General features: G+C 67.3%; 26 protein-coding genes. 11 read left to right on the top strand and 15 right to left on the bottom strand.

Annotated features, from left to right (window positions below):
* Positions 1-51: 51 nt before the first annotated feature.
* Positions 52-789: an acetoacetyl-CoA reductase gene (phbB, locus tag ACEOAB_RS11115; protein ID WP_056521388.1), complete on the bottom strand. Its 738-nt coding sequence runs from the start codon at positions 787-789 to the stop codon at positions 52-54.
* A 203-nt stretch (positions 790-992) separates the two neighbouring features.
* On the opposite strand from phbB, the gene ACEOAB_RS11110 reads away from it, so the two are divergent.
* Together ACEOAB_RS11110 and ACEOAB_RS11105 are read left to right on the top strand one after the other, a co-directional pair.
* Positions 993-1,640, top strand: a complete 648-nt coding sequence (locus ACEOAB_RS11110) for a DJ-1/PfpI family protein (RefSeq protein ID WP_413750932.1) — start codon at positions 993-995, stop codon at positions 1,638-1,640.
* The gene (locus tag ACEOAB_RS11105; RefSeq protein WP_056599532.1) at positions 1,637-2,158 is read left to right on the top strand and encodes a CinA family protein; all 522 of its coding nucleotides are present in this window, start codon (positions 1,637-1,639) and stop codon (positions 2,156-2,158) included. The genes ACEOAB_RS11110 and ACEOAB_RS11105 overlap by 4 nt, the downstream gene beginning before the upstream one ends.
* 5 nt (positions 2,159-2,163) lie before the next feature.
* Here the strand turns inward: ACEOAB_RS11105 and ACEOAB_RS11100 are convergent, their stop codons facing one another.
* Genes ACEOAB_RS11100 through ACEOAB_RS11080 form a run of 5 tightly spaced genes read right to left on the bottom strand, consistent with a single transcriptional unit; the run spans position 2,164 to position 7,135 of the window.
* Positions 2,164-3,168: a tripartite tricarboxylate transporter substrate-binding protein gene (locus ACEOAB_RS11100; protein WP_495653721.1), complete on the bottom strand. Its 1,005-nt coding sequence runs from the start codon at positions 3,166-3,168 to the stop codon at positions 2,164-2,166.
* A 29-nt stretch (positions 3,169-3,197) separates the two neighbouring features.
* Positions 3,198-4,055, bottom strand: coding sequence for an HpcH/HpaI aldolase/citrate lyase family protein (locus ACEOAB_RS11095; RefSeq protein ID WP_495653720.1), 858 nt, complete (start codon positions 4,053-4,055; stop codon positions 3,198-3,200).
* On the bottom strand, positions 4,052-5,233 hold the full coding sequence (locus tag ACEOAB_RS11090) for a CaiB/BaiF CoA transferase family protein (protein ID WP_056599537.1): 1,182 nt from the start codon (positions 5,231-5,233) through the stop codon (positions 4,052-4,054). Before ACEOAB_RS11090 ends, ACEOAB_RS11095 begins: the two co-directional genes overlap by 4 nt.
* A gap of 15 nt (positions 5,234-5,248) precedes the next feature.
* A complete protein-coding gene (locus ACEOAB_RS11085) occupies positions 5,249-6,145 on the bottom strand; it encodes an HTD2 family dehydratase (protein WP_413749666.1) in 897 nt (298 codons plus the stop codon).
* 9 nt (positions 6,146-6,154) lie between these two features.
* A complete protein-coding gene (locus ACEOAB_RS11080; RefSeq protein ID WP_413749667.1) occupies positions 6,155-7,135 on the bottom strand; it encodes a tripartite tricarboxylate transporter substrate binding protein in 981 nt (326 codons plus the stop codon).
* Positions 7,136-7,246: 111 nt separating this feature from the next.
* Here ACEOAB_RS11080 and ACEOAB_RS11075 point away from each other — a divergent pair, with 111 nt between their 5' ends.
* Positions 7,247-8,158 (top strand): LysR family transcriptional regulator, encoded by a 912-nt coding sequence (locus ACEOAB_RS11075; RefSeq protein ID WP_056599545.1) that lies wholly within the window; start codon positions 7,247-7,249, stop codon positions 8,156-8,158.
* A gap of 441 nt (positions 8,159-8,599) precedes the next feature.
* Here ACEOAB_RS11075 and ACEOAB_RS11070 read toward each other — a convergent pair whose 3' ends face one another.
* Together ACEOAB_RS11070 and yghU are read right to left on the bottom strand one after the other, a co-directional pair.
* The gene (locus ACEOAB_RS11070) at positions 8,600-9,190 is read right to left on the bottom strand and encodes an NADPH-dependent FMN reductase (protein WP_413749668.1); all 591 of its coding nucleotides are present in this window, start codon (positions 9,188-9,190) and stop codon (positions 8,600-8,602) included.
* The gene (gene yghU, locus ACEOAB_RS11065; protein WP_056599554.1) at positions 9,187-10,068 is read right to left on the bottom strand and encodes a glutathione-dependent disulfide-bond oxidoreductase; all 882 of its coding nucleotides are present in this window, start codon (positions 10,066-10,068) and stop codon (positions 9,187-9,189) included. The genes ACEOAB_RS11070 and yghU overlap by 4 nt, the downstream gene beginning before the upstream one ends.
* Before the next feature lie 31 nt (positions 10,069-10,099).
* Here yghU and ACEOAB_RS11060 point away from each other — a divergent pair, with 31 nt between their 5' ends.
* Positions 10,100-10,732, top strand: a complete 633-nt coding sequence (locus tag ACEOAB_RS11060) for a glutathione S-transferase family protein (RefSeq protein WP_413749669.1) — start codon at positions 10,100-10,102, stop codon at positions 10,730-10,732.
* A 31-nt stretch (positions 10,733-10,763) separates the two neighbouring features.
* Here ACEOAB_RS11060 and ACEOAB_RS11055 read toward each other — a convergent pair whose 3' ends face one another.
* Positions 10,764-11,942: an acetyl-CoA C-acetyltransferase gene (locus ACEOAB_RS11055; RefSeq protein WP_007833100.1), complete on the bottom strand. Its 1,179-nt coding sequence runs from the start codon at positions 11,940-11,942 to the stop codon at positions 10,764-10,766.
* A gap of 43 nt (positions 11,943-11,985) precedes the next feature.
* Positions 11,986-13,737, bottom strand: a complete 1,752-nt coding sequence (gene phaC, locus ACEOAB_RS11050; protein WP_413749675.1) for a class I poly(R)-hydroxyalkanoic acid synthase — start codon at positions 13,735-13,737, stop codon at positions 11,986-11,988.
* Positions 13,738-13,850: 113 nt separating this feature from the next.
* Here phaC and ACEOAB_RS11045 point away from each other — a divergent pair, with 113 nt between their 5' ends.
* A complete protein-coding gene (locus ACEOAB_RS11045) occupies positions 13,851-14,177 on the top strand; it encodes a hypothetical protein (protein WP_082572444.1) in 327 nt (108 codons plus the stop codon).
* Here ACEOAB_RS11045 and pgeF read toward each other — a convergent pair.
* Positions 14,106-14,867: a peptidoglycan editing factor PgeF gene (pgeF, locus tag ACEOAB_RS11040; RefSeq protein WP_495653719.1), complete on the bottom strand. Its 762-nt coding sequence runs from the start codon at positions 14,865-14,867 to the stop codon at positions 14,106-14,108. The genes ACEOAB_RS11045 and pgeF overlap by 72 nt on opposite strands.
* Before the next feature lie 5 nt (positions 14,868-14,872).
* Complete coding sequence (gene maiA / locus ACEOAB_RS11035; protein WP_413749671.1) at positions 14,873-15,511, bottom strand: maleylacetoacetate isomerase; 639 nt, start codon at positions 15,509-15,511, stop codon at positions 14,873-14,875.
* Positions 15,512-15,652: 141 nt separating this feature from the next.
* Here maiA and ACEOAB_RS11030 point away from each other — a divergent pair, with 141 nt between their 5' ends.
* The 4 genes from ACEOAB_RS11030 (at position 15,653) to ACEOAB_RS11015 (ending at position 18,082) form a co-directional block, all read left to right on the top strand.
* The gene (locus ACEOAB_RS11030; protein WP_056599566.1) at positions 15,653-16,354 is read left to right on the top strand and encodes a fumarylacetoacetate hydrolase family protein; all 702 of its coding nucleotides are present in this window, start codon (positions 15,653-15,655) and stop codon (positions 16,352-16,354) included.
* A gap of 17 nt (positions 16,355-16,371) precedes the next feature.
* A complete protein-coding gene (locus ACEOAB_RS11025; RefSeq protein ID WP_413749672.1) occupies positions 16,372-16,923 on the top strand; it encodes an NUDIX hydrolase in 552 nt (183 codons plus the stop codon).
* Between the two features lie 14 nt (positions 16,924-16,937).
* On the top strand, positions 16,938-17,420 hold the full coding sequence (locus ACEOAB_RS11020; RefSeq protein ID WP_413749673.1) for a CreA family protein: 483 nt from the start codon (positions 16,938-16,940) through the stop codon (positions 17,418-17,420).
* 155 nt (positions 17,421-17,575) lie between these two features.
* Positions 17,576-18,082 (top strand): murein hydrolase activator EnvC family protein, encoded by a 507-nt coding sequence (locus ACEOAB_RS11015; protein ID WP_007833081.1) that lies wholly within the window; start codon positions 17,576-17,578, stop codon positions 18,080-18,082.
* Between the two features lie 88 nt (positions 18,083-18,170).
* Here the strand turns inward: ACEOAB_RS11015 and ACEOAB_RS11010 are convergent, their stop codons facing one another.
* Both ACEOAB_RS11010 and ACEOAB_RS11005 read right to left on the bottom strand, forming a co-directional pair.
* The gene (locus ACEOAB_RS11010) at positions 18,171-19,799 is read right to left on the bottom strand and encodes a phospholipase D family protein (protein WP_495653718.1); all 1,629 of its coding nucleotides are present in this window, start codon (positions 19,797-19,799) and stop codon (positions 18,171-18,173) included.
* Positions 19,800-19,892: 93 nt separating this feature from the next.
* A complete protein-coding gene (locus tag ACEOAB_RS11005) occupies positions 19,893-20,123 on the bottom strand; it encodes a hypothetical protein (protein WP_042673331.1) in 231 nt (76 codons plus the stop codon).
* Positions 20,124-20,283: 160 nt separating this feature from the next.
* Between ACEOAB_RS11005 and alkB the strand changes: the two genes are divergently transcribed.
* Positions 20,284-20,967 (top strand): DNA oxidative demethylase AlkB, encoded by a 684-nt coding sequence (gene alkB, locus ACEOAB_RS11000; protein WP_413749809.1) that lies wholly within the window; start codon positions 20,284-20,286, stop codon positions 20,965-20,967.
* A gap of 158 nt (positions 20,968-21,125) precedes the next feature.
* On the opposite strand, the gene ACEOAB_RS10995 is transcribed toward alkB, so the two are convergent.
* A complete protein-coding gene (locus tag ACEOAB_RS10995) occupies positions 21,126-22,190 on the bottom strand; it encodes a LacI family DNA-binding transcriptional regulator (protein ID WP_056599581.1) in 1,065 nt (354 codons plus the stop codon).
* A gap of 114 nt (positions 22,191-22,304) precedes the next feature.
* Here ACEOAB_RS10995 and ACEOAB_RS10990 point away from each other — a divergent pair, with 114 nt between their 5' ends.
* Positions 22,305-23,324: a TRAP transporter substrate-binding protein gene (locus tag ACEOAB_RS10990; protein WP_056599585.1), complete on the top strand. Its 1,020-nt coding sequence runs from the start codon at positions 22,305-22,307 to the stop codon at positions 23,322-23,324.
* Positions 23,325-23,329 lie beyond the last annotated feature (5 nt).

Below are 23,329 nucleotides of genomic sequence, written 5' to 3'. Positions count from 1 at the left end.
TGAAAAAACCCGCCGAAGCGGGTCTTGTCGATCAGGTACAGGTCAGCATGCTCAATGCATGTGCAGGCCGCCGTTGACCGAGAAGTCGGCCCCCGTGCTGTAGCCGCCCTCGTCGGTGGCGAGCCACGCGATGATGGAGGCGATTTCGCTCGGTTCGCCCAGGCGCTTGACCGGGATGGTGGCAACGATCTTGTCGAGCACTTCCTGTCGGATGGCCTTGACCATTTCGGTGCCGATGTAGCCCGGGCTCACGGTGTTGACCGTCACGCCCTTGTTGGCCAGCTCCTGCGCCAGCGCCATGGTGAAGCCGTGCATGCCGGCCTTGGCGGCCGAGTAGTTGGTCTGGCCCGCCTGGCCCTTGGCGCCGTTGACCGAGCTGATGTTGATGATGCGGCCCCAGCCCTTTTCGACCATGTCGCCCACCACCTGCTTGGTGACGTTGAACATGCTGTTGAGGTTGGTCTCGATCACCGCGCTCCAGTCCTCGGGCGTCATCTTCAGGAACATGCGGTCCCGCGTGATGCCGGCGTTGTTGACCAGCACGTCGATGGGTCCGTGCGCCGCCTTGGCGGCGGAGAAGGCCTCGACGGTGGATTGCCAGTCGCCGACATTGCCGACCGACGCATGGAACTCGAAGCCTTCGGCTTTCTGTTCGGCCAGCCACTTGGCGTGGTCGCGCGTGGGACCGCATCCGGCGACCACGGTGAACCCGTCCTTGTGCAGACGCTGGCAGATGGCAGTTCCGATGCCACCCATGCCCCCGGTGACATATGCAACTTTCTTGCTCATGAGATTTCCTTTATGTACATAGCAAAAGCCTGAACGGCCGCCTTCACTCTAGCGAGTTTCAAGCCGTGGTCCTCTGAGGAAAACACTGAGCCGAGCTTGCAACCAGCTGTCACGAAGCGGCCTTCGTGCCCGGGCTCTATCCTCGCATCTGTTCGCTCTTGTGCAAACGCCATCGCCAACCTTATTACCAAGGAGTCGAAAGTATGAATTTCGGGATCATCGTCTTCCCCGAAGTCGAGGAACTCGACTTTGTCGGCCCCTGGGAAATGCTCACGATGTGGAGCAAGCTGGCCGGCGGTCCCGAGCATTGCATGATCGTGGCCGAAAAGCGCGAACCGGTGGTCTGCGCCAAGGGCCTGTCCATCAACCCGCACGTGTCCTTCGCCGACTGTCGGCCGCTCGACCACCTGCTGGTGCCCGGCGGGATGGGCACGCGCCGCGAGGTCGGCAACCCCGCGATGACCCGTTTCCTCGCCGACCAGGCGCCGGGATGCCAAACGCTGATGTCGGTATGCACCGGCGCCTTCGTGCTGCACGCGGCCGGGCTGCTCTCGGGCAAGACCGCCACCACGCACTGGGGATCGCTGGACCGCCTGCGCGCACTGGGCGACGTGAAGGTGGTCGAGCAGCGCTTCGTGCAGGACGGCAACGTCTGGACATCGGCCGGGGTATCGGCCGGTACCGACCTGATGCTGGCCTTCATCGCCCACACCGCGGGCGATGAAGCCGCCGCCCGGGTGCAGCTGCAGGCCGAGTACTACCCGGCGGATACGGTATACGGCAGTACCGCGAGCCACGAGCGCGCGCCGGCCTACGTGAAGCGGCCGGGCACGCCCTTCAAGACGCCATGAGCGCCGTTCCCCCGCCCGAACTTCTGTCCGCCCTGGCCGCACGCGTCGGCGAAACGCTGCGCGCGCGGGGCCATACGGTGTCGGTCGTCGAGTCTTCGGCCGGCGGCCTCGTGTCTGCCGCCCTGCTCGCCATTCCCGGTGCGTCGGCCTACTTCCGCGGCGGCGCGGTCGTCTATTCGCGGCGCGCCGGCCGCGCGCTGCTGGGCCTGACCGCGGAAGACATGGCCGGCATGCGCGGAGAAACCGAGCCCTACGCCCGGCTCGTGGCGGGCCGGATGCGCGACACCCATCACACGACCTGGGGCATCGCCGAAAGCGGTGCGGCCGGCCCGTCGGGCAGTCCGTATGGCGATGCGCCGGGACACGTGTGCATCGCCGTGGTCGGTGCGGTCACGGTGAGCCGGACCATCGAGACCGGCGACACGGACCGGCCGGCGAACATGGATGTGTTCGCGCGGCACCTGCTCACGCTGTTCGACGAGACGCTGCGGGCGCAGCCGCAGACACCGCCCGCCTGAGAGATTCAATCCGCCTGCACGCCCGCGGCGCGGATCACCTTGCCCCATTTCTCGATCTCCGCCGCGAGGTGCGTGCGCAGGCCTTCCGGCGTCTGCTTGTCGAGCGGCACAATTTCCGAGCTGAGTTCGGCCAAGCGGTGCTTGACCATGTCGTCCTGCAGCGCGGCGCGCAGGGCGACGTTGAGCTTCTCGAGCACCGCGGGCGGCGTGCCCTTGGGCGCGTAGATGCCGTGCCACACCTTCACCTCGAAGCCTTTGAGCCCCTGCTCGTCGAGCGTGGGAATGGTCGGCATGCTCGACAGGCGTTTGGGCGTGGTCACGCCGAACACCTTCACGCGGTTGCCGTCCTTGATGACCGGCGCGGTCTGCGTGGTCTGGTCGCACAGCAGGTCGACCTGCCCGCCCATGAGGTCGTTGAGCGCCGGACCCGCGCCCTTGTAGGGCACGGTGGTCAGCTGCACACCGATCTGGTTCATGAACAGCAGGCCGCACAGCTGCGACACCGCGCCCACGCCCGCATTGGCCAGCGTCACCTTGTCCTTGTGGGCCTTCACGTAGGCCAGCAGCTCCTGGTAGTTGTTGGCGGGGAAGTCCTTGCGCGACAGCAGCGTCATCGGCACGTCCATCACCTGGCCGATGTACTCGAAATCTTTCAACGGGTCGTAGTTGAGCTTCTTGTAGAGCGCGGGCGCGGTGGCCATGCCCATGTGGTGGATCAGGATGGTGTAGCCGTTGGGCGCCGCCTTGGCCACCCGCGTGGGCGCGATGGTGCCGCCCGCGCCCACCGTGTTCTCGACGATCACGGTCTGGCCCAGCGACTTGCCCATGGGAATGGCCAGCATGCGCGCCACCACGTCGGTCGGGCCGCCGGCCGAGTACGGCACGACCAGGGTGACGGGCTTGTCGGGCCACGCGGCCTGTGCGGCCGCCGGCGATTGAAAGGCGCGCAGGCAGGCGCTCGCCGCGGCCGCGAGCAGGGCCTTTGATTTCCAGGTCTTCGTTGCTGTCACTTCTTTGTCTCCTTCTGGGGGTTATTTATCTACGGGTGTTCGAGCGCGAGCAGGCGTTCGGCCAGGCGCACCACGGGCGCGTCGACCATGCGGCCGTCGAGGCTGACGACTCCGCCGCCGGCAGCGCGCACGGCATCGATCACGCGGCGGGCCCATGCCACTTCGTCGGCGCTAGGGCCGAGCGCGGCGTGCACCGGCGCGACCTGATCGGGGTGGATGCACAGCTTGGCGCCGAAGCCGCCGCGCCGGGCGCGTGCGGTGTCGGCAGCCAGCCTCGATGCATCGCGCCAGTCGGGCGTCACGCCGTCGATGGGCGCGGGCAGGCCGGTGCGACGCGAGGCCAGCAGCAGCGCGAGGCGCACCGGCACGAGTTCGGCTTCGTCCCCATCGCAGGCCAGGCCGAGGTCGGCCTGGAAATCCAGGTTGCCGAAAGCCAGGCGCAGCACCTGCGGGCCAGCCGCGAGCTCTTCGACCGCCGACAGGCCTTCGGCCGACTCGATCAACGGCACCAGCACGCCCTTCGGGCCGATGGCTTCCGCAATCCTGGACAGATGAGCCGCGCGCTCCGCCTTGGGCAGCACGACACCGGCAATCAAGCCTTGCGCCACCAGTGCGCCGGCCTGCACGCAGTCGTCTTCATGCCACGGCGTGCCGGCGGCATTGATGCGCACCAGCAGGCGTTGCCGATCGATCTCGGGCAGCTTGGCGAACGAGGCGGCGAGCGCCTCGCGCGCCGCCACCTTGCGCTCGGGCGCCACCGCGTCTTCGAGATCGACGATCACGCCGCCCGCACCGGTCGCCAGTGCCCGCGCATGGCGCTCGGGCCGGTCGGCCGGCACGAAGAGGAAGGCTCGCGCGAGAGCGAGCGGAGCCAATGGCACGCTCATACCGCCCCCGCCTCGCGCAGCGCCGCGATGTCCGCCTCGCTGCGGCCGAGGCTGCGCAGGATGGCATCGGAGTGCTCGCCCACCGCCGGGATCGGGTCCATGCGGTAGTCGAACGCGCTCTGCCGGCCGGCCGGCAGCAAGGCCGGGATGTTTCCGGCCGGAGATCCCACCTGCCGCCAGCGCTCGCGTGCCTGCAACTGCGGATGGGCCCAGAGCCCGGCCATGTCGTTCATGCGGGCGTTGGCGATCTGCGCCGCGTCGAGCCGCTCCAGCACCTGCGCCGTGCTCAGCGCGCCGAAAGTCTCGACGATGATCGCGCGCAGGGCCTCGCGGTTGTCGTTGCGCCGCGCATTGCTGTCGAAGCGCGCATCGGCCGCGAGCCCCGTCTGCAGCAGCACCTTCTCGCAGAAGGTGCGCCATTCGCGTTCGTTCTGCAGGCCCAGCATCACCGTGCCGCCATCGCCGGCGGGGAACGGGCCATAGGGATAGATGGTCGCGTGCGATGCGGCGCTGCGTGGCGGCGGCGCCGCGCCTTCGTACGCGTAGTACATCGGATAGCCCATCCACTCGGCGAGCGATTCGAGCATCGACACGTCGATGTGCGAGCCCTTGCCCGTCTTGCCGCGCTGCAGCAGCGCCGCGAGGATGCCGGTGTACGCATACATGCCCGCCGCGATGTCGGCGATGGAGTTGCCCGACTTGCACGGATCGTCGGGCGTGCCCGTGACCGACAGGAAGCCGGCTTCGCTCTGGATCAGCAGGTCGTAGGCCTTCTTGTCGCGGTACGGGCCGTCTTCGCCGTAGCCCGAGATGTCGCAGACGATGAGCCGCGGATGCTTCGCCTGCAGCGCCTCGGCGCCGAGCCCCATGCGCGCCGAGGCACCGGGTGCGAGGTTCTGCACCAGCACGTCGGCATCGGCCAGCAGTTCCTGCAGCACCGCGAGCGCGGCGGGCTGCTTGAGGTCTAGCGTGAGGCTTTCCTTCGAGCGGTTCACCCACACGAAGTGCGAGGCCTCGCCGGCCACGCGGGCGTCGTAGGCCCGCGCGAAGTCGCCTACCTCGGGGCGCTCCACCTTGATGACCCGGGCGCCGAGGTCGGCCAGCTGGCGGGTGCAGAACGGTGCGGCGATCGCGTGTTCGAGCGAGATGACGGTGATGCCGTCCAGGGGTCTTGTCATGTGTTCCTTCTCCTGTCAGGCGAGTACGGCCGTGGCCTGCATCGTGAGCCAGCCGTCGGCGTCCTCGCCCCAGAGGCTGAATGTCTTTCCATCGGCGCCTGGCTTGCCGTGCACGCGGAACGGCGCGATGTCGAAGGTCGGGCGCACGGCGCGGAATTCGAAGCGGGCGAGCTGCGCGCCCGGCACGTTGCGGCGCAACAGGTCGACCAGCAGCGTCGCGATCAGGGGGCCATGCACGATCAGGCCCGGGTAGCCCTCGACCTGCGTCACGTAGCGGCGGTCGTAGTGGATGCGGTGGCCGTTGAAGGTGAGCGCGGAGTAGCGGAACAGCAGCACGTCGTCAGGCGCGATGTCGCGGCTGAAGGCGGCATCTTTCGGCGCGGGTGTGGGCGGCGGGGCCTTCTCGCCAGGCGCGGCGGCGGCGCGGTAGACGATGTCGTGTTCCTCGGTCAGCGCGAGGCCGCGCTCGTTGCGCACCTCATGGCGCACGAGCACGAACACCAGTTCGCCGGTGCGGCCCGCCTTGTGCGCGACCGAGGCGATGGTCGAGGTGCGCTCCACCTTGTCGCCGACCTGCAGCGGATTGCCCGCCTCCCAATTGAGCCGACCGCCGGCCCACATGCGGCGCGGCAGCGGCACGGGCGGCAGGAAGCCGCCGCGCTTCGCATGGCCGTCGTCACCGATCTCGGACTGGCGATGGTGCGGCAGGAAGTAGAGCCAGTGCCACAGCTCGGGCAGGCGCGTGCCGGCCTGCGGCAGCGGATCGTCGCGATCGAGCGTCGCGGAGAGCGCGCGCACGGGTGCGGCGGTGATGTCGTCGGCCAGCGTTTCGCTGCGACCCTGCCAGGCCTGCAGCCTGGCCAGCGCCTCGCTGTCGATCATGGAAGGCGTCGCGTGGTTGTCGTTGCTCATGGGCTTCCTTCAGTCGACCGCGGCGCCGGAGGCCTTGACGATGCGCGCCCACTTGGCGAGATCGCCCTGCAGCAGCGCCGCGAACTGCTCGGGAGAAGTCGGCGCCGCGATCTCGACGCCCTGCTGTTCGAGCTTGTCGCGCAGGTCCTTCGAGGCGAGCGCCTTGCGCGTGGCTTCCTGCAGCGCCGCCAACACGTCGGCCGGCACGCCTGCGGGTGCGAACAGGCCGATCCACAACGTCCCGTTGTAGCCGGGCACCGCCTCGGCGATGGTGGGCACGTCGGGCAGCACGGCGGAGCGCTTGTCGCCGCTCACGGCCAGCGCGCGCAGCTTGCCGGCCTTGATGTGCGAAAGCGCCGAAGGCAGGCTCGCGAACACGATGGGCAGTTGCCCGCCCAGCACGTCGTTGAGCGCGGGCGCCACGCCCTTGTACGGCACATGCTGCAGCGAGATGCCGGCCATGCTGTTGAGCATTTCGCCGAGCAGGTGGTTGAGCGTGCCGTTGCCGGCCGAGGCGTACTGGTAGTTGGCGCCCTTCTGCCGCGCGAGCTTCAGGAACTCCGCGAAGTCCTTCGCCGGGAACGTGGGGTTGACCAGCAGCACGTTGGGCACCGCGCCGATCAGGCCGACGGGCCTGAAGTCCTTCACCGGGTCGAAACCCGGGTTCCTGTACAGCGCCGGATTGATCGCCTGGCTGCTGCTGATGGTCATGAGCAGCGTGTAGCCGTCCTTCGGACCCTTGGCGACGAGCTGCGTACCGATGTTGCCGCCCGCACCGGGGCGGTTGTCGACCACCACGCTGGCGTTGTTCATCACCTCGCCGAGCTTCTGGCCCACGAGGCGCCCGACGATGTCGTTGGTGCCGCCGGCGGCCTGCGGCACGACCAATGTGATGGGGCGCGAGGGGTAAGGCTGGGCGCTCGCCGGGCCCGTCGGGATCAGAAGCGCTGCAGCAGCCAGCGACAGCAGCGCGCGTACGCGGAATCTCATGTGTGGTGTCTCCATGGCCGCATGGTCGTTCGCCCTCCCCTCGCGCGCAATCTGCGATTTCGGAACCCAGCCTTCTGCATTTCCGAAGGCTCGGCGCATAACATCCGCCTCATGCTTTTCGACCTCACCGACCTGCGGCTGTTCGTGGCCACGGCCGAACTCGGCAACCTCACGCGAGCCGCCGAGCGCCAGCACCTGTCGCTGGCCGCCGCGAGTGCGCGCATCAAGGCGCTGGAAACGCAGGCGGGCCTGCAGCTGCTGCAGCGAGAAGCCCGCGGCGTGCGGCTGCTGCCGCCGGGCGAAGCCTTCCTGCACCATGCGCGCCTCGTGCTGCACCAGACCGAGCAGCTGCGCGCCGACCTGCTCGAGTACGGCGGCGGGCTGCGCGGCCATCTGCGCGTGTTCGCCAACACCACGGCGGTGACCGATTTCCTGCCCGAGATACTGCCGGGCTTCCTGGCGCACAACCCGCGCATCAACGTCGACCTTCAGGAAAAACCGAATGCTCAGATCCCCCGCGGCGTGCTCGACGGCCGCGCCGACATCGGCATCGTCGCGGGCCGCGTCGACACGCTAGGCCTGGAGGCGATCCACTTCAGCACCGACCGGCTGGTGCTCGTCACATCGCGCAAGCACCGCTTCGCGAAGCGCCGCAGGATCGCCTTCGCCGAAACGCTCGACGAGGACGCCATCGGCATGCAGCAGGGCAGCACGCTGCAGACCTTCCTCGCGCAGATCACCGACAACCTCGGCAAGCGGCAGAAGCTGCGCATCCAGCTCGGCAGCTTCGACGCGATGTGCCGGATGATCGGCAGCGGCGTGGGCATTGGCGTGGTGCCGGAGTCGGCGGCGCGGCGCAACCAGGAGAGCATGCAGCTCGCGCTGATCGACCTCAGCGATGCATGGTGCGTTCGCGAGCGGTATCTGCTGGTGCGGAACCGGGCGGCGCTGCCGGTCTATGCGCAGGCGCTGGTCGAAACCTTGTGCCGGCACTACGCCGAACAGCAGGCCGAAGAAAACTGAGCGCAGCACCCCCGAAAAACAGGGATTTGCAGGCGATTGCCGAACAAGTCGATCCCGTCCCCATTTTCCGTGGACAACTTTGGGGGTAACTCACGAGGAGCCTTGTAAAACAGATTTAAGTCGTTGTTTTACAAGGGTATTCCTTAGTTTGCTCAAAATTTGGGCGGTGAACAACCTGAGCGGGCAAAACGGTCCCGATGGGCATGAAAATGGCGATGAAGAGAACTTTCCTTCGATTTCTGGAGGGCAGAAAGCTTCATCGGATCAGCAACTTACGCTCGAATCAAGAAAACCTGATGTCGTCCCCATTTTCAGTGCACAACTTTGGGGATAACTCATGGGGAGCCTTGTAAAAGGCTCGCAAGCTGTTGTTTTATAAAGGAATTAATCACTTTGCCCAAAAAATGTGCGGTGAACAAAGTGCTTCGCCGGGCCTGCTGCTCAGTACGGCGGCGCCTTGCGCCCACGTTGCGCTCGCGCCGCTTCGGTCCACCACGCCAGGTCGTCCGCAAAGCGGCCGAACGAGCGATCAAGCGATTCACCCGCCGGCCCGGTCGGCTTGCCGGCCGCGTCCAGCGTCTGCGAGATCGGGCCGACCGCGAGCGTGCTCGACACGACGACCATGCCCATCTCCGACAGGATCGAATGCCACACCGTGCCCGAGCGCACGCCCGAGAAACGCCCCGCCGAATAGCTCGCGATGGCCGCGGGCCGCCAGAACCACTCTTCGAGGAAGTGGTCGGTCAGGTTCTTCAGGCCCGGCTGCGGCCCCCAGTTGTATTCCCCGGTGACGAAGACGAAGGCATCGGCCGTGCGGATCTTTTCGGCCAGCGCTTCCATCGCCGCCGGCGCGGTGCCCTTGGGATATTCCTTGTACATGCGGTCGAGCATGGGCAGGTCGACCTGCTTCGCGTCCACCAGCTCCGCATCGTCGCCCCGCGCGCGAAGGCCGGAGACGATGTAGTCCGCCAGGCGCACGCCCATGCGATCGGAACGGTACGAACCGTAGAAGACCAGGATCCTGTCGCTCATCGCTGTTCCGTTTCGAGCTTGTCCTGGGTGCGGGTCCCGAAGTCACCTGCGTCGTGGCGCTCGTGCAGCTGGCTCGAAGGCTGGCCCCAAGCCCGATTGACCATGCGGCCGCGCTGCACCGCCGGGCGCTGCGCGATCTCGTCGGTCCAGCGCAGCACGTTCTTGTACTCGCCCACCTGGAGGAACTCGCCCGCCTCGTACAGCTGGCCCTTGGCGAGCGTGCCGTACCAGGGCCAGACGGCCATGTCGGCGATGGTGTACTCATTGCCCGCCAGGTAGCGGCTCTCGGCCAGCCGGCGGTCGAGCACATCGAGCTGGCGCTTGGTCTCCATGGCGAAGCGGTCGATCGCGTATTCGATCTTCGTGGGCGCATAGGCATAGAAGTGCCCGAACCCGCCGCCCAGGTACGGCGCACTGCCCATCTGCCAGAACAGCCACGACAGGCATTCGGCGCGGGCTGCACGCTCCGTCGGCAGGAAGGCATTGCCGAACTTCTCGGCCAGGTACTGCAAGATCGCGCCGGACTCGAATACGCGGATGGGCGTAGCGCCGCTGCGGTCCATCAGTGCGGGGATCTTGGAATTCGGGTTCACCGCCACGAAGCCGCTGCCGAACTGGTCGCCTTCGCTGATGCGGATCAGCCAGGCGTCGTACTCGGCGCCGGTGTGGCCCAGCGCCAGCAGTTCTTCGAGCATCACCGTCACTTTCACGCCATTGGGCGTTGCCAGCGAATAGAGTTGCAGCGGATGCTTCCCTACCGGCAGGTCTTTCTCATGGGTGGCACCCGCGATCGGGCGATTGATGTTCGCGAAGCGGCCGCCGCTTTCCTTGTTCCAAGACCAGACGGTGGGCGGCGTGTAGGCTGTCGTGCCATTCATGCGATGAGTTCCAAAGGAAGTTGGACAGACGATGATCATTCTCTACGACTGCGCCACCGCGCCGAGTCCGCGGCGCGCCCGCATCCTGCTTGCCGAAAAGGGCATTGCCCATGAGACGGTGCAGGTCGACCTGGCACATGGTGAGCAATTGGGCGCGGCCTACCGCGAGATCAACCCGCAATGCACGGTGCCCGCGCTGCGCACCGAGGAAGACGGGCTGCTGACCGACAACGCCGCCATCGCAGCCTGGCTGGAGGCCCGCTACCCGGAGCCACCGCTGATGGGCCGCACGCCCAAGGAAAAGGCCGAGGTCGCTAGCTGGAACTGGCGCATCGAATTCGAAGGCCTGCTGGCCATTGCCGAGACGCTGCGCAACGGTTCGCCGGCCATGGCCAACCGGGCGCTGCCCGGCCCTGTGGACTACGCGCAGATTCCCGAACTGGCACAGCGCGGGCTGGCACGTGTGCAGCATTTCTTCGAGACGCTGAACGAACGGCTGGCCGGCCGCGAGTTCGTCGCCACCGACCGGTTCAGCCTGGCCGACATCACCGCCGTGGTGGCGGTGGATTTCGCCCGCGTGGTGCGGGTCAAGCCCGGGGAACAGCACCCCGAGCTGCTGCGCTGGCGCGCTGCGATGGCGCAGCGCCCGTCGATGTCGCGCTGAGCGGCAACGACGGCGCGCCGGGCGCTGTGGATCAGCGCTCGATGGTCAGCGCCACGCCCATGCCGCCGCCGATGCACAGCGAGGCAATGCCCTTCTTGGCGTTCTGGCGCTGCATTTCGTGCAGCAGCGTCACCAGGATGCGGCAGCCCGACGCGCCGATGGGGTGGCCGATGGCGATGGCGCCGCCGTTCACGTTCACCTTGTTCACGTCCCAGCCCATCTCGCGGTTCACAGCGCAGGCCTGCGCGGCGAAGGCTTCGTTGATCTCGAGCAGGTCGAGGTCGGCTGCCTTCCAGCCCGCGCGCTGCAGCGCCTTGGTCGATGCAGGCACCGGGCCCATGCCCATGATGGCCGGGTCGAGGCCGGCGGTGGCGTAGCTGGCGATGCGGCCCAGCGGCTTCAGGCCGAGTGCGGCGGCCTTCTTGGCGGTCATCACCATCACGGCGGCTGCCCCGTCGTTCAGGCCCGAGGCATTGCCCGCGGTCACGCCGCCGGCCTTGTCGAAGGCGGGACGCAGGCCAGCCAGGCCTTCGGCGTTGGTCTTGCGGTTGATGAATTCGTCCTTGTCGAAGACGACGGGGTCGCCCTTCTTCTGCGGAATGCTCACGCCGACGATTTCGTCCTTGAACTTGCCGGCGTCCTGCGCGGCAGCGGCCTTGGTCTGGCTGCCCAGGGCCAGTTCATCCTGCGCGGCGCGGCTGATTTCGTACTTCTTGGCCACGTTCTCGGCCGTGATGCCCATGTGGTACTGGTTGTAGACGTCCCACAGGCCGTCCACGATCATGGTGTCGACCATCTTCCAGTCGCCCATGCGCTGGCCGTTGCGCGAGTTGGGCAGCACGTGGGGCGCTGCGCTCATGTTTTCCTGGCCGCCGGCGATGACGATCTCGCTGTCGCCCGTGGCCACGGCCTGCGCCGCCAGCATCACGGCCTTCAGGCCCGAGCCGCACACGGCGTTGATGGTGAGCGCCGGGGTTTCCTTGGCGCCGCCGCTCTTGAGCCATGCCTGGCGCGCGGGGTTCTGGCCGGCGCCGGCCGCCAGCACCTGGCCCATGATGGCCTCGCCGACCTGCTCGGCCGTGAGGTTCGCGCGGGCAATCACTTCCTTGATCACGAGGGCGCCCAGCTCGGTGGCGGGAATGCCGGCGAGCGAGCCGCCGAACTTGCCGACCGCCGTGCGTGCAGCCGAAACGATGACGATGTCTTCCATGAGGTTCTCCGTTGAAGTGATCTGAAATTCGAGGTGAGAGGGATCAGGCGCGAGCCTTGACGTAGCGGCCCGGCGCCGGCTCGATGGCTTTGTAAGCCTTGCCGTTGCCGTAAGCCTTGGGCGCGGGGATCTGTTTGCCCGCGTGGCCCTGGAGCCATTGTGCCCAGTCGGTCCACCAGCTGCCGGGATGCTCCTGCGCGCCGGCGAGCCATTCGGCCTGCGTCTTCGGGAACTTGCCGTCGTCGCGGATCCAGTGGCTGCGCTTTTTCTTGGCGGGCGGGTTGATCACGCCTGCGATGTGGCCCGAGGCGCCCATGACGAAGCGCTTCTTGCCCGGCAGCAGCTGCGTGGAGGCATATGCGCCGCCGATGGGAACGATGTGGTCTTCGCGCGAGCCGTAGATGTAGGCCGGGATGTCGATGTTGCCGAGGTCGATCTTCTGCCCGCATACCGTGAGCGCATTCGGCTTGGCCAGCTTGTTCTCGTGGTACGTGTTGCGCAGGTACCAAGCATAGAACGGGCCCGGCAGATTGGTCGCGTCGCTGTTCCAGTACAGCAGGTCGAAGGGCGGCGGGGTTTCGCCCTTCAGGTAGTTGCCAACCACGTAGTTCCACACGAGGTCGTTGGGCCGCAGGAAGCTGAAGGTCGAGGCCAGGTCGCCGCCCGGCAGCAGTCCGCCCTTGCCGAGCTGCATTTCGCGGTACGCCACCATCTGTTCGTCCACGAAGATGTCGAGGATGCCGGTGTCGCTGAAGTCGAGGAAGGTGGTCAGCAGCGTGACCGATGCGGCCGGCTTCTCGCCGCGCGCCGCGAGCACGGCCAGCGCGGTGCTCAGGATGGTGCCGCCCACGCAGAAGCCCAGCGTGTTGATCTGGTTGCTCCCGCTGATCTCCTGCACCGTGTGGATCGCCTTGATGGCGGCGTTCTCGATGTAGTCGTCCCAGGTGGCCTTGTCCATCGACTCGTCGGGGTTGCGCCAGCTCACCACGAACACGCGGTGGCCCTGCTCGTTCGCATAGCGGATCAGCGAGTTCTCGGGCTGCAGGTCGAGGATGTAGAACTTGTTGATGCACGGCGGCACCAGCAGGAACGGCCGCTCGTACACCTTGGCGGTGAGCGGCTTGTATTCGAGCAGCTGGAAGAACTCGTTCTCGAACACCACGGCGCCTTCGGTAGTGGCCACGTTGCGCCCCACCTCAAAGGCGCTCTCGTCGGTCATGCTGACGTGGCCCTGCTTCATGTCGTGCAGCAGGTTCTGGATACCCTTGGCGATGCTCTCGCCCTGCGTGTCGATGGCCTTCTTCTGCGCTTCGGCATTGAAGGCCAGCGAGTTGCTGGGCGACGAGGCGGCCATCCACTGCTCGACCGCGAAGCGCAGGCGCGCCTTGGTCTTTTCGTCGGCGTCGATGGCCTCGGCCATGCCGAGCATGGTGCGGCCATTGAGCAGGTACACGGCCGCCGAGAAGGCCGACAGCGGGTTGCTGCCCCAGGCGTCGCCGGCGAAGCGCTTGTCGCCTTCGGGCTTGGCGCCGAAGCCCTGGCGCCAGAGTTCGGTGGCTTCCGCCATGTACTGCTGCTGGATGGACTGGAGCTTTTCGGGGTCGATGGAGAATTTGGGCAGCTCGGGCATCTTCGCGGCCTGCGGCAATTGCCATAGCGGCGTGCCGCCGCCGTTGAAGGCCGAAGCCCCTTGCGCGGCGGACTGCCGGAAAGCTTCCAGCGCCTGGGTCCATCCCTCGGTCATTGCCTGCTGGAAGGGCGCGAACGCATCGGCCCCCGTGGCTTGTTGCTTCATCATGTCTCCTGGTCCTCGCCTGAGTCGAAACGGATGGCTTGCGTGTTTTGAGTATCCTGCATTTCACGGGGCCCTCACAACGCCGCTTCCTTGCTTACCAACTGAAACTACTTGTGTTTATCCATCTGATCGTCATCGGTTGGTTGTATGTCGCCCTGATGATGGCGGTGGCCGAGGCCACCAACACCACAGGCACGGTGCTGGGCGCCATCTTCACATTTCTTTTGTACGGATTGGTGCCGGTGGCACTGGTGGTTTACCTGATGGGCACTCCCGGTCGCCGCCGCGCAATGAGGCAACGCGAGGCCGAGGCACAGGAAGCCGCCCGGCGTGCCGCAGCCGAGAAAGCGGCGGCGCCGGCCGCAGGCTCAGGCCTTCTTCCAGACCAGGGCGGCGAAGCGGCCGCTGACGCTGTCCCGCCGGTGCGAAAAGAACCTTGAGGGATTGGCGACGGTGCACCAGCCGTCGCTCCCGTCGTTGCCATGGACGGCCTCGATACCCACTGCGCGCAACCGCTGGCGCGCCAGTGCGGGCAGGTCGGCCAGCCATTTCCCGGCGGCAGCCGCGGGCCTGAAGCAGGACGCCGCTTCGGGCGCATGAGCCTCGAAGGCAGCCCTGACCTCGGGGCCGACCTCGAAGGCCCTGGGCCCGATGCACGGGCCCAGCCAGGCGATGACGCGGGCCGCGCCATCGGCCTCGAAGGCCTTGGCGGTCTGTTCGAGCACCCCGCCCGCAAGCCCGCGCCAGCCGGCATGCGCGGCCGCCACGCGGTGGCCCGCTTCGTCGGTGAAGAGAACGGGCAGGCAATCGGCCACCATGTTCGTGCAGGCCAGGCCGCCGGCAGTGGCCGTGCAGGCATCGCCAACGGTGCCGTCGCACACCGCATCCTGTGCGGCATCGAGCGAGACGACGCCGGTGCCGTGCACCTGCTGCAGGAAGACCGGACGCGCTGCGATGGCCGCGCGCAAGCGGTTCCGGTTCTCCGCCACATTCGCGGGCTCGTCGCCCACGTGGTCGCCGAGGTTCAGGCTCTCATAGCGCCCCTGCGAAACCCCGCCATTGCGCGTGGTGCACACGGCCCGCACGTTCGGCGGCGCGGGCCAGTCGGGGACGAGCCAGTGCTCGTTCATAGGGCTCAGGCTTCCGCGTCAGGCGCCTGCGAGGGCTGAGCGCGCTGGAAGGCGTCGAGCTCCATGCAGGCCTCGAAGGCGGCCATGGTGCGCGGCAGGCCGCTGAAGTCGCAGTCGAAGCGGCGGCCGTTGAAGATCTGCGGCACCAGGCAGCAGTCGGCCATGGTGGGCGTGTTGCCCCAGCAGTAGATGCCGGCGGGGTGCTGCGCAAGCTGGCGCTCGAAGGCCAGCATGCCGTCGCGCACCCAGTGGCGGTACCAGGCGTTCTTGGCCGCGTCGTCGAGCTTCAGCTCTTTCACGAGGTACTTGAGCACGCGCAGGTTGTTGAGCGGATGGATCTCGCAGGCGATCGACTGCGACAGCGCGCGCACGTGGGCGCGGCCTACCGGATCGGTCGGCAGCAGCGCCGGCTCGGAGTGCACTTCGTCGAGGTATTCGATGATGGCCATCGATTGCGAGAAGCGCTCGCCCTCGTCCTCCAGCAGTGGCACCAGCATGTCGGCCGAGATGGCGGAGTAGGGGCCGGTGCGGTGATCGCCGCGCGCGATGTGCACGGGGATGTACTCGTAATCGAGGCCCTTCAGGTTGAGGGCGATGCGCACGCGGAACGAGGAGGAGGAACGGAAGTAGTTGTGCAGCTTCATGATTTCCCAAGCATAGCGCTCCGTCACGGGCGCGGCATGGCCCTGCAGCGCGCCGTCCCGGCCGGCTTCTATTGTGGACCTCCCGCCTCTGGCACACTGCCGGTCTCCCGCTTAGGTTTCGCTGAAAAAGGACACGTCGCAATGGCTTCCGAGTTCATCTTCGCCCCGCCCGCCACCGTCTCGGTGCCGGTGGCCGGCCAGCCCGCCCGCTTCCCGGTGCACCGCATCTACTGCGTGGGCCGCAACTACGAAGATCACGCCAAGGAAATGGGCTTTACCGGCCGTGAGCCGCCCTTCTTCTTCATGAAGCCGGCCGATGCGCTGGTGGTGGTCGACGCGGGCCAGACCGGCACCATGGCCTACCCCTCGCTCACGAAGAACCTGCATCACGAGATCGAGCTGGTCGTGGCCATCGGCACGGGTGGCAAGAACATCCCGGCGGCCGATGCGCACAAGCACATCTACGGCTACGCCGTCGGCCTCGACATGACGCGCCGCGACCTGCAGAACGACATGAAGAAACAGGGCCGTCCCTGGGACATCGGCAAGAGCTTCGAGCAGAGCGCGCCCATCGGCCCGATCGTGCCCGTGGCGCAGGCCGGCAATGCGGAAAAGGCCGAGATCTCCCTGCAGGTGAACGGCACCGACCGCCAGCGCAGCAACGTGGGCAAGCTGATCTGGAACGTGGCCGAAACCATCGAGCACCTGTCGGCGGCGTGGGAGCTGCAGCCCGGCGACCTGATCTTCACGGGCACGCCCGAAGGCGTGGCCGCGGTGGTGGCCGGAGACACGCTCGTGGGCGAAGTCGCGGGCCTGCCCAAGCTGACCGTCAAGATCGCCTGAAGACGGCAGCCGGTTCCATGCTCCTGCGCGTACCCATCAAGCATTGCAAGAACTGCGGCACCGCGGTGGTCTACCGCGTGCCGGACGACGGCGACACCAAGCAGCGCGCCGTCTGCCCGGCCTGCCACACCATCCACTACGAGAACCCGCTGAACGTGGTGGGCACCATCCCGGTCCTGGGCGACAAGGTGTTGCTGTGCAAGCGCAACATCGAACCGCGCTGGGGCAAGTGGACGCTGCCGGCCGGCTTCATGGAGCTCGAGGAAACCACCGCCCAGGGCGCGGCCCGCGAGACCGACGAAGAGGCCGGCGCCAACTACGTGATGGAAGGCCTGTTCTCCGTCATCAGCGTGGTGCGCGTGGGCCAGGTGCACATGTTCTACCGGGCCCGGTTGCTCGACGACAGGTTCGACCCAGGCCACGAGACCATCGAGGCCAGGCTCTTCGCCGAAGAAGAGATTCCCTGGGACGAGATCGCCTTTCGCACCGTGCGCGAAACGCTCGAGCACTACTTCGAGGACCGGCGCCGCGGCAGCTTCGACCGCGTCCACACGATCGACATCGTTTGAACCTTCACACCGCCATGACACTTCGCTCCACCCTGCTTCGCGCCGCGCTCGGCCTCGGGTTCGTCTTGGGCGCGACGGCGCACGCGGAAACGGTAGGCGATGTCGACACCGCCTTCAAGCTCATCGGCCCGGACCACAAGATCGTGATCGAGGCCTACGACGACCCCAAGGTCAGCGGCGTGACCTGCTACGTCTCGCGTGCCAAGACCGGCGGGCTGGCCGGCGCATTCGGCGTGGCCGAGGACAAGGCCGAGGCCTCCATTGCCTGCCGCCAGGTCGGCCCGGTGAGCATCACGCAGCCGCTGCCCAAGCGCGAGGAGGTCTACAGCGAGCGGCTGTCGGTGCTCTTCAAGCGCCTGCGCGTGGTGCGCATGGTCGACCCGAAGCGCAACACGCTGGTCTACCTGACCTACTCCGACCTGCTGATCGACGGTTCGCCCAAGAACAGCGTGACGGCGGTGCCCATCGACCGCGGCACGCCGATCCCGCTCAAGTAGCGCCCCGGGGCCGATGGCCCCTTCACAGCCGGTTGCTCTTTCGCGGGGCGCCGTCGCGGCAGTTTGCTAGCATCGCCCGCGTGGCCTCCCCCCGCGGGCCGCGGCGAGCCAGATCGCCGGAACCCTCCGCAACGAAACCGTTCCAACACAGCGCCATGCATCTTCAGACTTTTGTTTCCCGTATCGCCGCCCTGGCCCTGGTTGCCGCGAGCCTCGCGGCCTGTACCACCACCGACCTCAACGCGCCGCGGCCCGGCCCCTCGGTCACTCCCCCCGTGCAGAGACCCACCGCGATGTTCGTGCGCCCCGCCACCGGCGCGACGCTGGCACGCTTCGACGGCGTGCGCACCAAGGGCATCGACATCGCAGGCAACCTGGGCGATCCGGTCGTCGCCTCGGCCGACGGCCGCGTGGTGTACGTCGGCGGCGAACTGCCGGCCTACGGCAACATGATCATCGTCAAGCACAACGAGACCTTCCTCACCGCCTACGCGCACCTGCAGACCATCCTGGTGAAAGAGAACCAGGTGGTCCGCCAGGGCGAGAAGATCGGCGAGATGGGCAAGAGCAACGCCGACCGCGTGAAGCTGCGCTTCGAGATCCGCAAGAACGGCACCGCCGTGAACCCCGAGCCTTATCTCAACGGATTGCTTCAGCAATGACAGGCGGCGCCCGGCGCCCATGAAAAAAGCCCCTCGCGGGGCTTTTTTGCTTTCAGGGCGCGTCATGCCGAAGCCCTGGCCTCGCCGGCTAGAGCAGGCTCTCGGGCACCAGCGGCGCCAGCAACTCCAGCTTCCAGCGCGACCAGAAATCCGTTTCGGGCTCCTGGTGCAGGATGGTGTCGGCCGCGTCCCCCGTGGCCGGGCTCACCCACTCGATGGCGCCCGTCGGTCCCAGCTGCAGCTGATACGCGCCGTCCAGCCGGATGAAGCCGATCAGGCTGGTGAGCTGTTGGGCGATCTGCGGGCTGAAGATGAAGATGCCGACCTCGGTGTTGTGCAGCATCGAACGCGGATCGAAGTTCATCGAGCCGATGAACACGATCTTGCGGTCGATCACCGCCGATTTGCCGTGCAGCCGGCCGCTGGCCGAGCCGTACATGCCGAAGCGCTTGGTCTGCTCCACCCGCTTGGGGCTCAGTTCGTACAGCTCGACGCCCAGGCGCAGCATCTCCGCGCGGTAGCGGCGGTAGCCGATGTGCACCAGCGACTCGTCGGTGGCCGCCAGCGAGTTGGTGACGATGCTGTAGGCCACGCCGTTGCCGCGCACGAGGCGGATCGTTTCCATGCCGCCGCGGCCCGGAATAAGGTAAGGCGTGGTCTGCATGATCTCGTTCTCGGCGCCGCGCAGGTAGCGCCGCACGTTGTAGAGCACGCTGTCCTTCGATTCGTCGGCGGGCAGGCCGCGCGCTTCGTCCGTCGGCGCGAGCGCCTTGGCCGGCGCGTCGGCGTAGGCCTCGGCGCGCGCCCAGACCAGCTTGAGCGCGCCCGCGTCCAGGTCCTTGGCCAGCGGGTTGTTGCCCAGCAGGTCGGTGGAGGCGGGCTCCTCGGGGTGCAGCTGCTCGGGGCCGGTGGTCAGTTTGTCGAAGCGCTCGCGCAGCTGCTGCGGCGTTTCGCCCGTGGCGGGCACCAGCGATTCGATGGGGTAGACGTATGGGCTGCTCCAGTACATGTCGAACAGCGACGACAGCCTGGGCACCACGGCGCCGGCCACCAGCGTGTCGATGTCGATGAAGTTCGAGCCCCCGTCGCGCAAGAAGTACTCGTTGGCCATGTTGCGCCCGCCCATGACGCCGATGACGTTGTCCACCACATAGAGCTTGTTGTGCATGCGGCGGTGCACGCGGTCGAAGTCCAGTATCGACCAGGCCCAGCGCGTGCCGAAGCGGCCGCGCCCCGCGGGGAACGGGTTGAAGAACCGCACCTCGACGTTCGGATGCGAGGCGAAGCTGGCGAACAGCGGATCGGCGCCGGCCGTGTAGAGATCGTCCACCAGCAGCCGCACGCGCACGCCGCGGTCGGCCGCGTCGCGCAGGGCGCGCAGCAGGTAGCGGCCGGTCTCGTCGTTCTGCACGAGGTAGTACTGCACGTCGATGGATCGCTGCGCGCGGCGTGCGAGCTCGATGCGCGCGTGCAGCGAAAACTGTGGCATGGGCAGCAGCCTGAATCCGCTCAGCGGCTCGCCGGGCGGGGCGGCCGCCTGCACGAGGCGGCCCAGTATGGTGTCCGCACCATAGCTGATAGACACGGAGGGTTTGCGCTGCACGTCGGCAGGCAGTCCGGCGCAGCCGGCCATGCACAGCGCAACGATGCCAAGCAGCAGCCACGCCAGCCACCGGGCGCACGGTTCGTCGGCAGCCCGACAGGGGAAATTCGGCATGAAAAACAGAGGTGGGTTGGAGCGTGGATCGAAAAGCTCGCGGTTTCTACCACGCGCCTGCCCAACGTGCTGCGCCGCCGATCGCGTTCGGGTTCAATGCCCGCGCGTCGGCTCCCATTGCCTGACGAAGTGATCCGCCCGCAGCGTGGCCCGCTCTACCGCCGCATCCCACGACAGCTGCTGGGTGATCACCAGGGCACAGCGCGGAATGCCGCCCAGGCTCAGCTCGCAGATGCCGGCGTAGGTGCCGCTGGGGGTGCGCATGAGCTCGATCCAACCCGTCCAGCCTTCTGGAACGCTGAGAGCGACTCGAGCGCTGGCCATGATCAATACACCCTACCCCTTTTGTAACGCAGTGCCAAGAATTGAAACCCTAAGCACTACAAATGTCCGACAGGCGGAGACTAAAGGCAGCACTGTCGAACAGCATCCCTCGAATATGGGGGCCGGCACATACCTCCGCTTTTCAGCAAAGATCGAGTGCATGAACACAAAGACGATTTCCGCAGCGGGCGGGCCGGCCACCCTCGCACTGTTCGACGACCCGCCGCGCGAGGGGCGCGAACGGCTCGGGCCCGGGGCCTTCGTGCTGCCCGGCTTCGCCCTGCCCTTCGTCGATGCGCTCCTGCCGGCCATCGAGGGGCTGGCGGAACGCGCGCCGTTCCGCCACCTCGTCACGCCCGGCGGCTTCACCATGTCCGTCGCGCTGACCAACTGCGGCGCGCTGGGCTGGACCAGCGACCGGCGCGGCTACCGCTACAGCGCCACCGATCCCGACACCGGCAAGCCGTGGCCCGCCATGCCCGAGCCATTCACGCGGCTGGCGTGCGAGGCGGCCTCGGCAGCCGGCTTCGACGGCTTCGCGCCCGACGCCTGCCTTGTCAACCGCTACGCGCCCGGTGCACGCCTGTCGCTGCACCAGGACAAGGACGAGCGCGACTACGGCGCCCCCATCGTCTCGGTGTCGCTCGGCATGCCCGCCGTGTTCCTGTTCGGCGGCCACGCGCGCGACGACAAGGCGGCGCGCATTCCGCTGGTGCACGGCGACGTGGTGGTCTGGGGCGGCGAAGACCGACTGCGCTATCACGGCGTGCTGCCGCTGAAAGACGAACCGCATCCGCTGCTGGGCGCGATCCGCATCAACCTCACATTCCGCAAGGCGGGGTGACATGCATGCAGGCGACCGGCAAGACAGCAGAGGCACCGACGAGCTTGCTCGCGCACTTCGTACCGTCGTGCTGATGGAGGCCGGCCACGTGCTCGACCGTGGTCCGCGCGACAGGTGCTGGCGCGGCAGCCTCTGCTGCAGCGCACGACCGCGCCAGCCTAGGGCAGGTTCTCCCTGAAGATCACCTGGCTGCGCGTGGTCTCCACGCCGCTGAGCGCTTCGCGCTTGTCGCGCAGGTTGGTGAAGATGCGCACGCAGTTCATCAGCGTGGTGTGCGGGCTCTGCGTGATCACCGCGTCCATGCTGCCGTCGATCAGCAGCGCGCGCGTGTCGGGCGTGAGCCCATGGCCGATGAACACCACCTTCTGCTCGCGCCCCGCCTCCTTCAGCGCACGCGCCACGCCGTCGGATGCGCCGCCGATGTTGTAGATGCCGCCCATGTCGGGATGCTGCTCCAGCAGAGCGCGCGTCTGGCGATGGTTCTTGTCGGCGTCGTCCTGGCCTTCGCGCAGGCCCACCACTTCCAGCCGCGGAAACATCTCTTCGATGACGTGCAGGAAGCCGGCCTCGCGCTCCTCGTGCGCCTTGTAGCTCAGGCTGCCTGCAATGAGTGCGACCTTCGCGGCACGCGCGCCGATGAAGCGGCCGATGAGATAGCCCGCCGTGCGCCCGGCCGCACGGTTGTCCAGCCCCACGAAGGCCACTCGCTCCGAGTTCGACAGGTCCGAGATCAGCGTGACCACCGGCAGCCCGCGCGCCGCCAGCGCCGCCACCGCTTCGCGCACCGCGGGGTGCTCCAGCGCCATCATCGCGATGCCGTCGCAGCGCTGGCCATGGCGCCGCAGCGCTTCCGCCAACTCGTGCGGATTGAAGCTCTCGATGAACACCGTGCGGCACTGCACGTTGAACGGCGCCCAGTGCTCCTGCGAATAGCCCACCATGTCGCCCAGCATGCGGATGAAGCGGTTGGTGCCGGCCGGCAGCAGGAACACCAGCCTGAGAGGCGGCGGCGTGAGCGCGGCATAGAGCTCGGGGCCCGGCAGGTAGTCGAGCTCGCCCGCGGCCTTGAGCACGCGCTGCACCGTGGCATCGCGCACGCCGGGCCGGCGGTTAAGCACGCGGTCGACGGTGGCGGTCGACACCTGCGCCGCAAGGGCGATGTCGACCACGCGTGCACGGCGCGCATCCGCAGGTGCGGAAGAAGGCGAAGGGTTATCCCGCATACATCAAAAACCATCAATCTTAGGTTTGACCCGGATCATGCCTGCTTTTATCTTCGATGGACCCCGAATACAAGGATGCATCAAATTGCATCAATCGCTTCACGGAGACAAGACATGACATCGCTGACCCGCCGCAGTGCCCTGCGCACGCTTTCCGCCCTTCCCGCTGCCGGCATCGCCGCGGCGCTGCCGCGCATCGCGCGCGCCGCGGAGTTCTCGTACAAGTACGGCAACAACCTGCCGCTGACGCATCCGCTGAACATCCGCGCGCAGGAGGCGGTCGACCGCATCGCCAGGGAAACCCAGGGCCGGGTCGAAATCAAGATCTTCCCCAACAACCAGCTGGGCGGCGACACCGACATGCTCGCGCAGGTGCGCTCGGGTGGCATCGAGTTCTTCACGCCCTCGGCGCTGGTCATCGCCACGCTGGTGCCGGTGGCCGCCATCAACGCCGTGGGCTTCGCGTTCAACGACTACGCCCAGGTGTGGGGCGCGATGGACGGCAAGCTCGGCGCGCACGTGCGCGGCGCCATCGCCAAGTCCCGCCTCTACGCCTTCGAGAAGATGTGGGACAACGGCTTTCGCCAGACCACCAGCAGCAAGGCCGCGGTCACGAATGCCAAGGACATGGACGGCCTGAAGATCCGCGTGCCCGTGAGCCCGCTGTCGATCTCGATGTTCAAGGGCCTCGGCGCCGCGCCCGCGAGCCTGCAGTTCAGCGAGGTGTATTCAGCGCTGCAGACCAAGATCGTGGACGCACAGGAGAACCCGTTGCCCATCATCCAGGTGGCCAAGCTGTTCGAGGTGCAGAAGTTCTGCTCGCTCACCAACCACATCTGGGACGGCTACTGGTTCGTTGCCAACGGCCGCGCCTGGGACGCCCTGCCCGACGACCTCAAGACCATCGTAGCGCGCGCCATCAACGACGCCGGCATGCAGCAGCGCGAAGACATCAGGAAGCTCAACGAGTCGGTAGTCGGCGACCTGCAGGCCAAGGGCCTGAGCATCAACCGCCCGGCGGCCGACAGCTTTCGCGCCAAGCTGCGCGAGTCGGGCTTCTACGGCGAATGGAAGGGCCGCTTCGGCCCCGAGGCCTGGGCGCTGCTCGAAGGCGCGGTCGGCAAGCTGGCCTGATCGTC

This window comes from Variovorax sp. Varisp53 (assembly GCF_059491555.1).
Note: the sequence above shows the minus strand (reverse complement) of the source record. Positions and strands in the feature narration are given on the sequence as shown.

Coding starts and splice junctions, on each gene's coding strand:
- phbB (WP_056521388.1), bottom strand. CDS start 789: ATGAGCAAGAAAGTTGCATATGTCACCGGGGGCATGGGTGGCATCGGA.
- ACEOAB_RS11110 (WP_413750932.1), top strand. CDS start 993: ATGAATTTCGGGATCATCGTCTTCCCCGAAGTCGAGGAACTCGACTTT.
- ACEOAB_RS11105 (WP_056599532.1), top strand. CDS start 1,637: ATGAGCGCCGTTCCCCCGCCCGAACTTCTGTCCGCCCTGGCCGCACGC.
- ACEOAB_RS11095 (WP_495653720.1), bottom strand. CDS start 4,055: ATGAGCGTGCCATTGGCTCCGCTCGCTCTCGCGCGAGCCTTCCTCTTC.
- ACEOAB_RS11090 (WP_056599537.1), bottom strand. CDS start 5,233: ATGACAAGACCCCTGGACGGCATCACCGTCATCTCGCTCGAACACGCG.
- ACEOAB_RS11085 (WP_413749666.1), bottom strand. CDS start 6,145: ATGAGCAACGACAACCACGCGACGCCTTCCATGATCGACAGCGAGGCG.
- ACEOAB_RS11080 (WP_413749667.1), bottom strand. CDS start 7,135: ATGAGATTCCGCGTACGCGCGCTGCTGTCGCTGGCTGCTGCAGCGCTT.
- ACEOAB_RS11075 (WP_056599545.1), top strand. CDS start 7,247: ATGCTTTTCGACCTCACCGACCTGCGGCTGTTCGTGGCCACGGCCGAA.
- ACEOAB_RS11070 (WP_413749668.1), bottom strand. CDS start 9,190: ATGAGCGACAGGATCCTGGTCTTCTACGGTTCGTACCGTTCCGATCGC.
- yghU (WP_056599554.1), bottom strand. CDS start 10,068: ATGAATGGCACGACAGCCTACACGCCGCCCACCGTCTGGTCTTGGAAC.
- ACEOAB_RS11060 (WP_413749669.1), top strand. CDS start 10,100: ATGATCATTCTCTACGACTGCGCCACCGCGCCGAGTCCGCGGCGCGCC.
- ACEOAB_RS11055 (WP_007833100.1), bottom strand. CDS start 11,942: ATGGAAGACATCGTCATCGTTTCGGCTGCACGCACGGCGGTCGGCAAG.
- phaC (WP_413749675.1), bottom strand. CDS start 13,737: ATGAAGCAACAAGCCACGGGGGCCGATGCGTTCGCGCCCTTCCAGCAG.
- pgeF (WP_495653719.1), bottom strand. CDS start 14,867: ATGAACGAGCACTGGCTCGTCCCCGACTGGCCCGCGCCGCCGAACGTG.
- maiA (WP_413749671.1), bottom strand. CDS start 15,511: ATGAAGCTGCACAACTACTTCCGTTCCTCCTCCTCGTTCCGCGTGCGC.
- ACEOAB_RS11030 (WP_056599566.1), top strand. CDS start 15,653: ATGGCTTCCGAGTTCATCTTCGCCCCGCCCGCCACCGTCTCGGTGCCG.
- ACEOAB_RS11025 (WP_413749672.1), top strand. CDS start 16,372: ATGCTCCTGCGCGTACCCATCAAGCATTGCAAGAACTGCGGCACCGCG.
- ACEOAB_RS11020 (WP_413749673.1), top strand. CDS start 16,938: ATGACACTTCGCTCCACCCTGCTTCGCGCCGCGCTCGGCCTCGGGTTC.
- ACEOAB_RS11015 (WP_007833081.1), top strand. CDS start 17,576: ATGCATCTTCAGACTTTTGTTTCCCGTATCGCCGCCCTGGCCCTGGTT.
- ACEOAB_RS11010 (WP_495653718.1), bottom strand. CDS start 19,799: ATGCCGAATTTCCCCTGTCGGGCTGCCGACGAACCGTGCGCCCGGTGG.
- ACEOAB_RS11005 (WP_042673331.1), bottom strand. CDS start 20,123: ATGGCCAGCGCTCGAGTCGCTCTCAGCGTTCCAGAAGGCTGGACGGGT.
- alkB (WP_413749809.1), top strand. CDS start 20,284: ATGAACACAAAGACGATTTCCGCAGCGGGCGGGCCGGCCACCCTCGCA.
- ACEOAB_RS10995 (WP_056599581.1), bottom strand. CDS start 22,190: ATGCGGGATAACCCTTCGCCTTCTTCCGCACCTGCGGATGCGCGCCGT.
- ACEOAB_RS10990 (WP_056599585.1), top strand. CDS start 22,305: ATGACATCGCTGACCCGCCGCAGTGCCCTGCGCACGCTTTCCGCCCTT.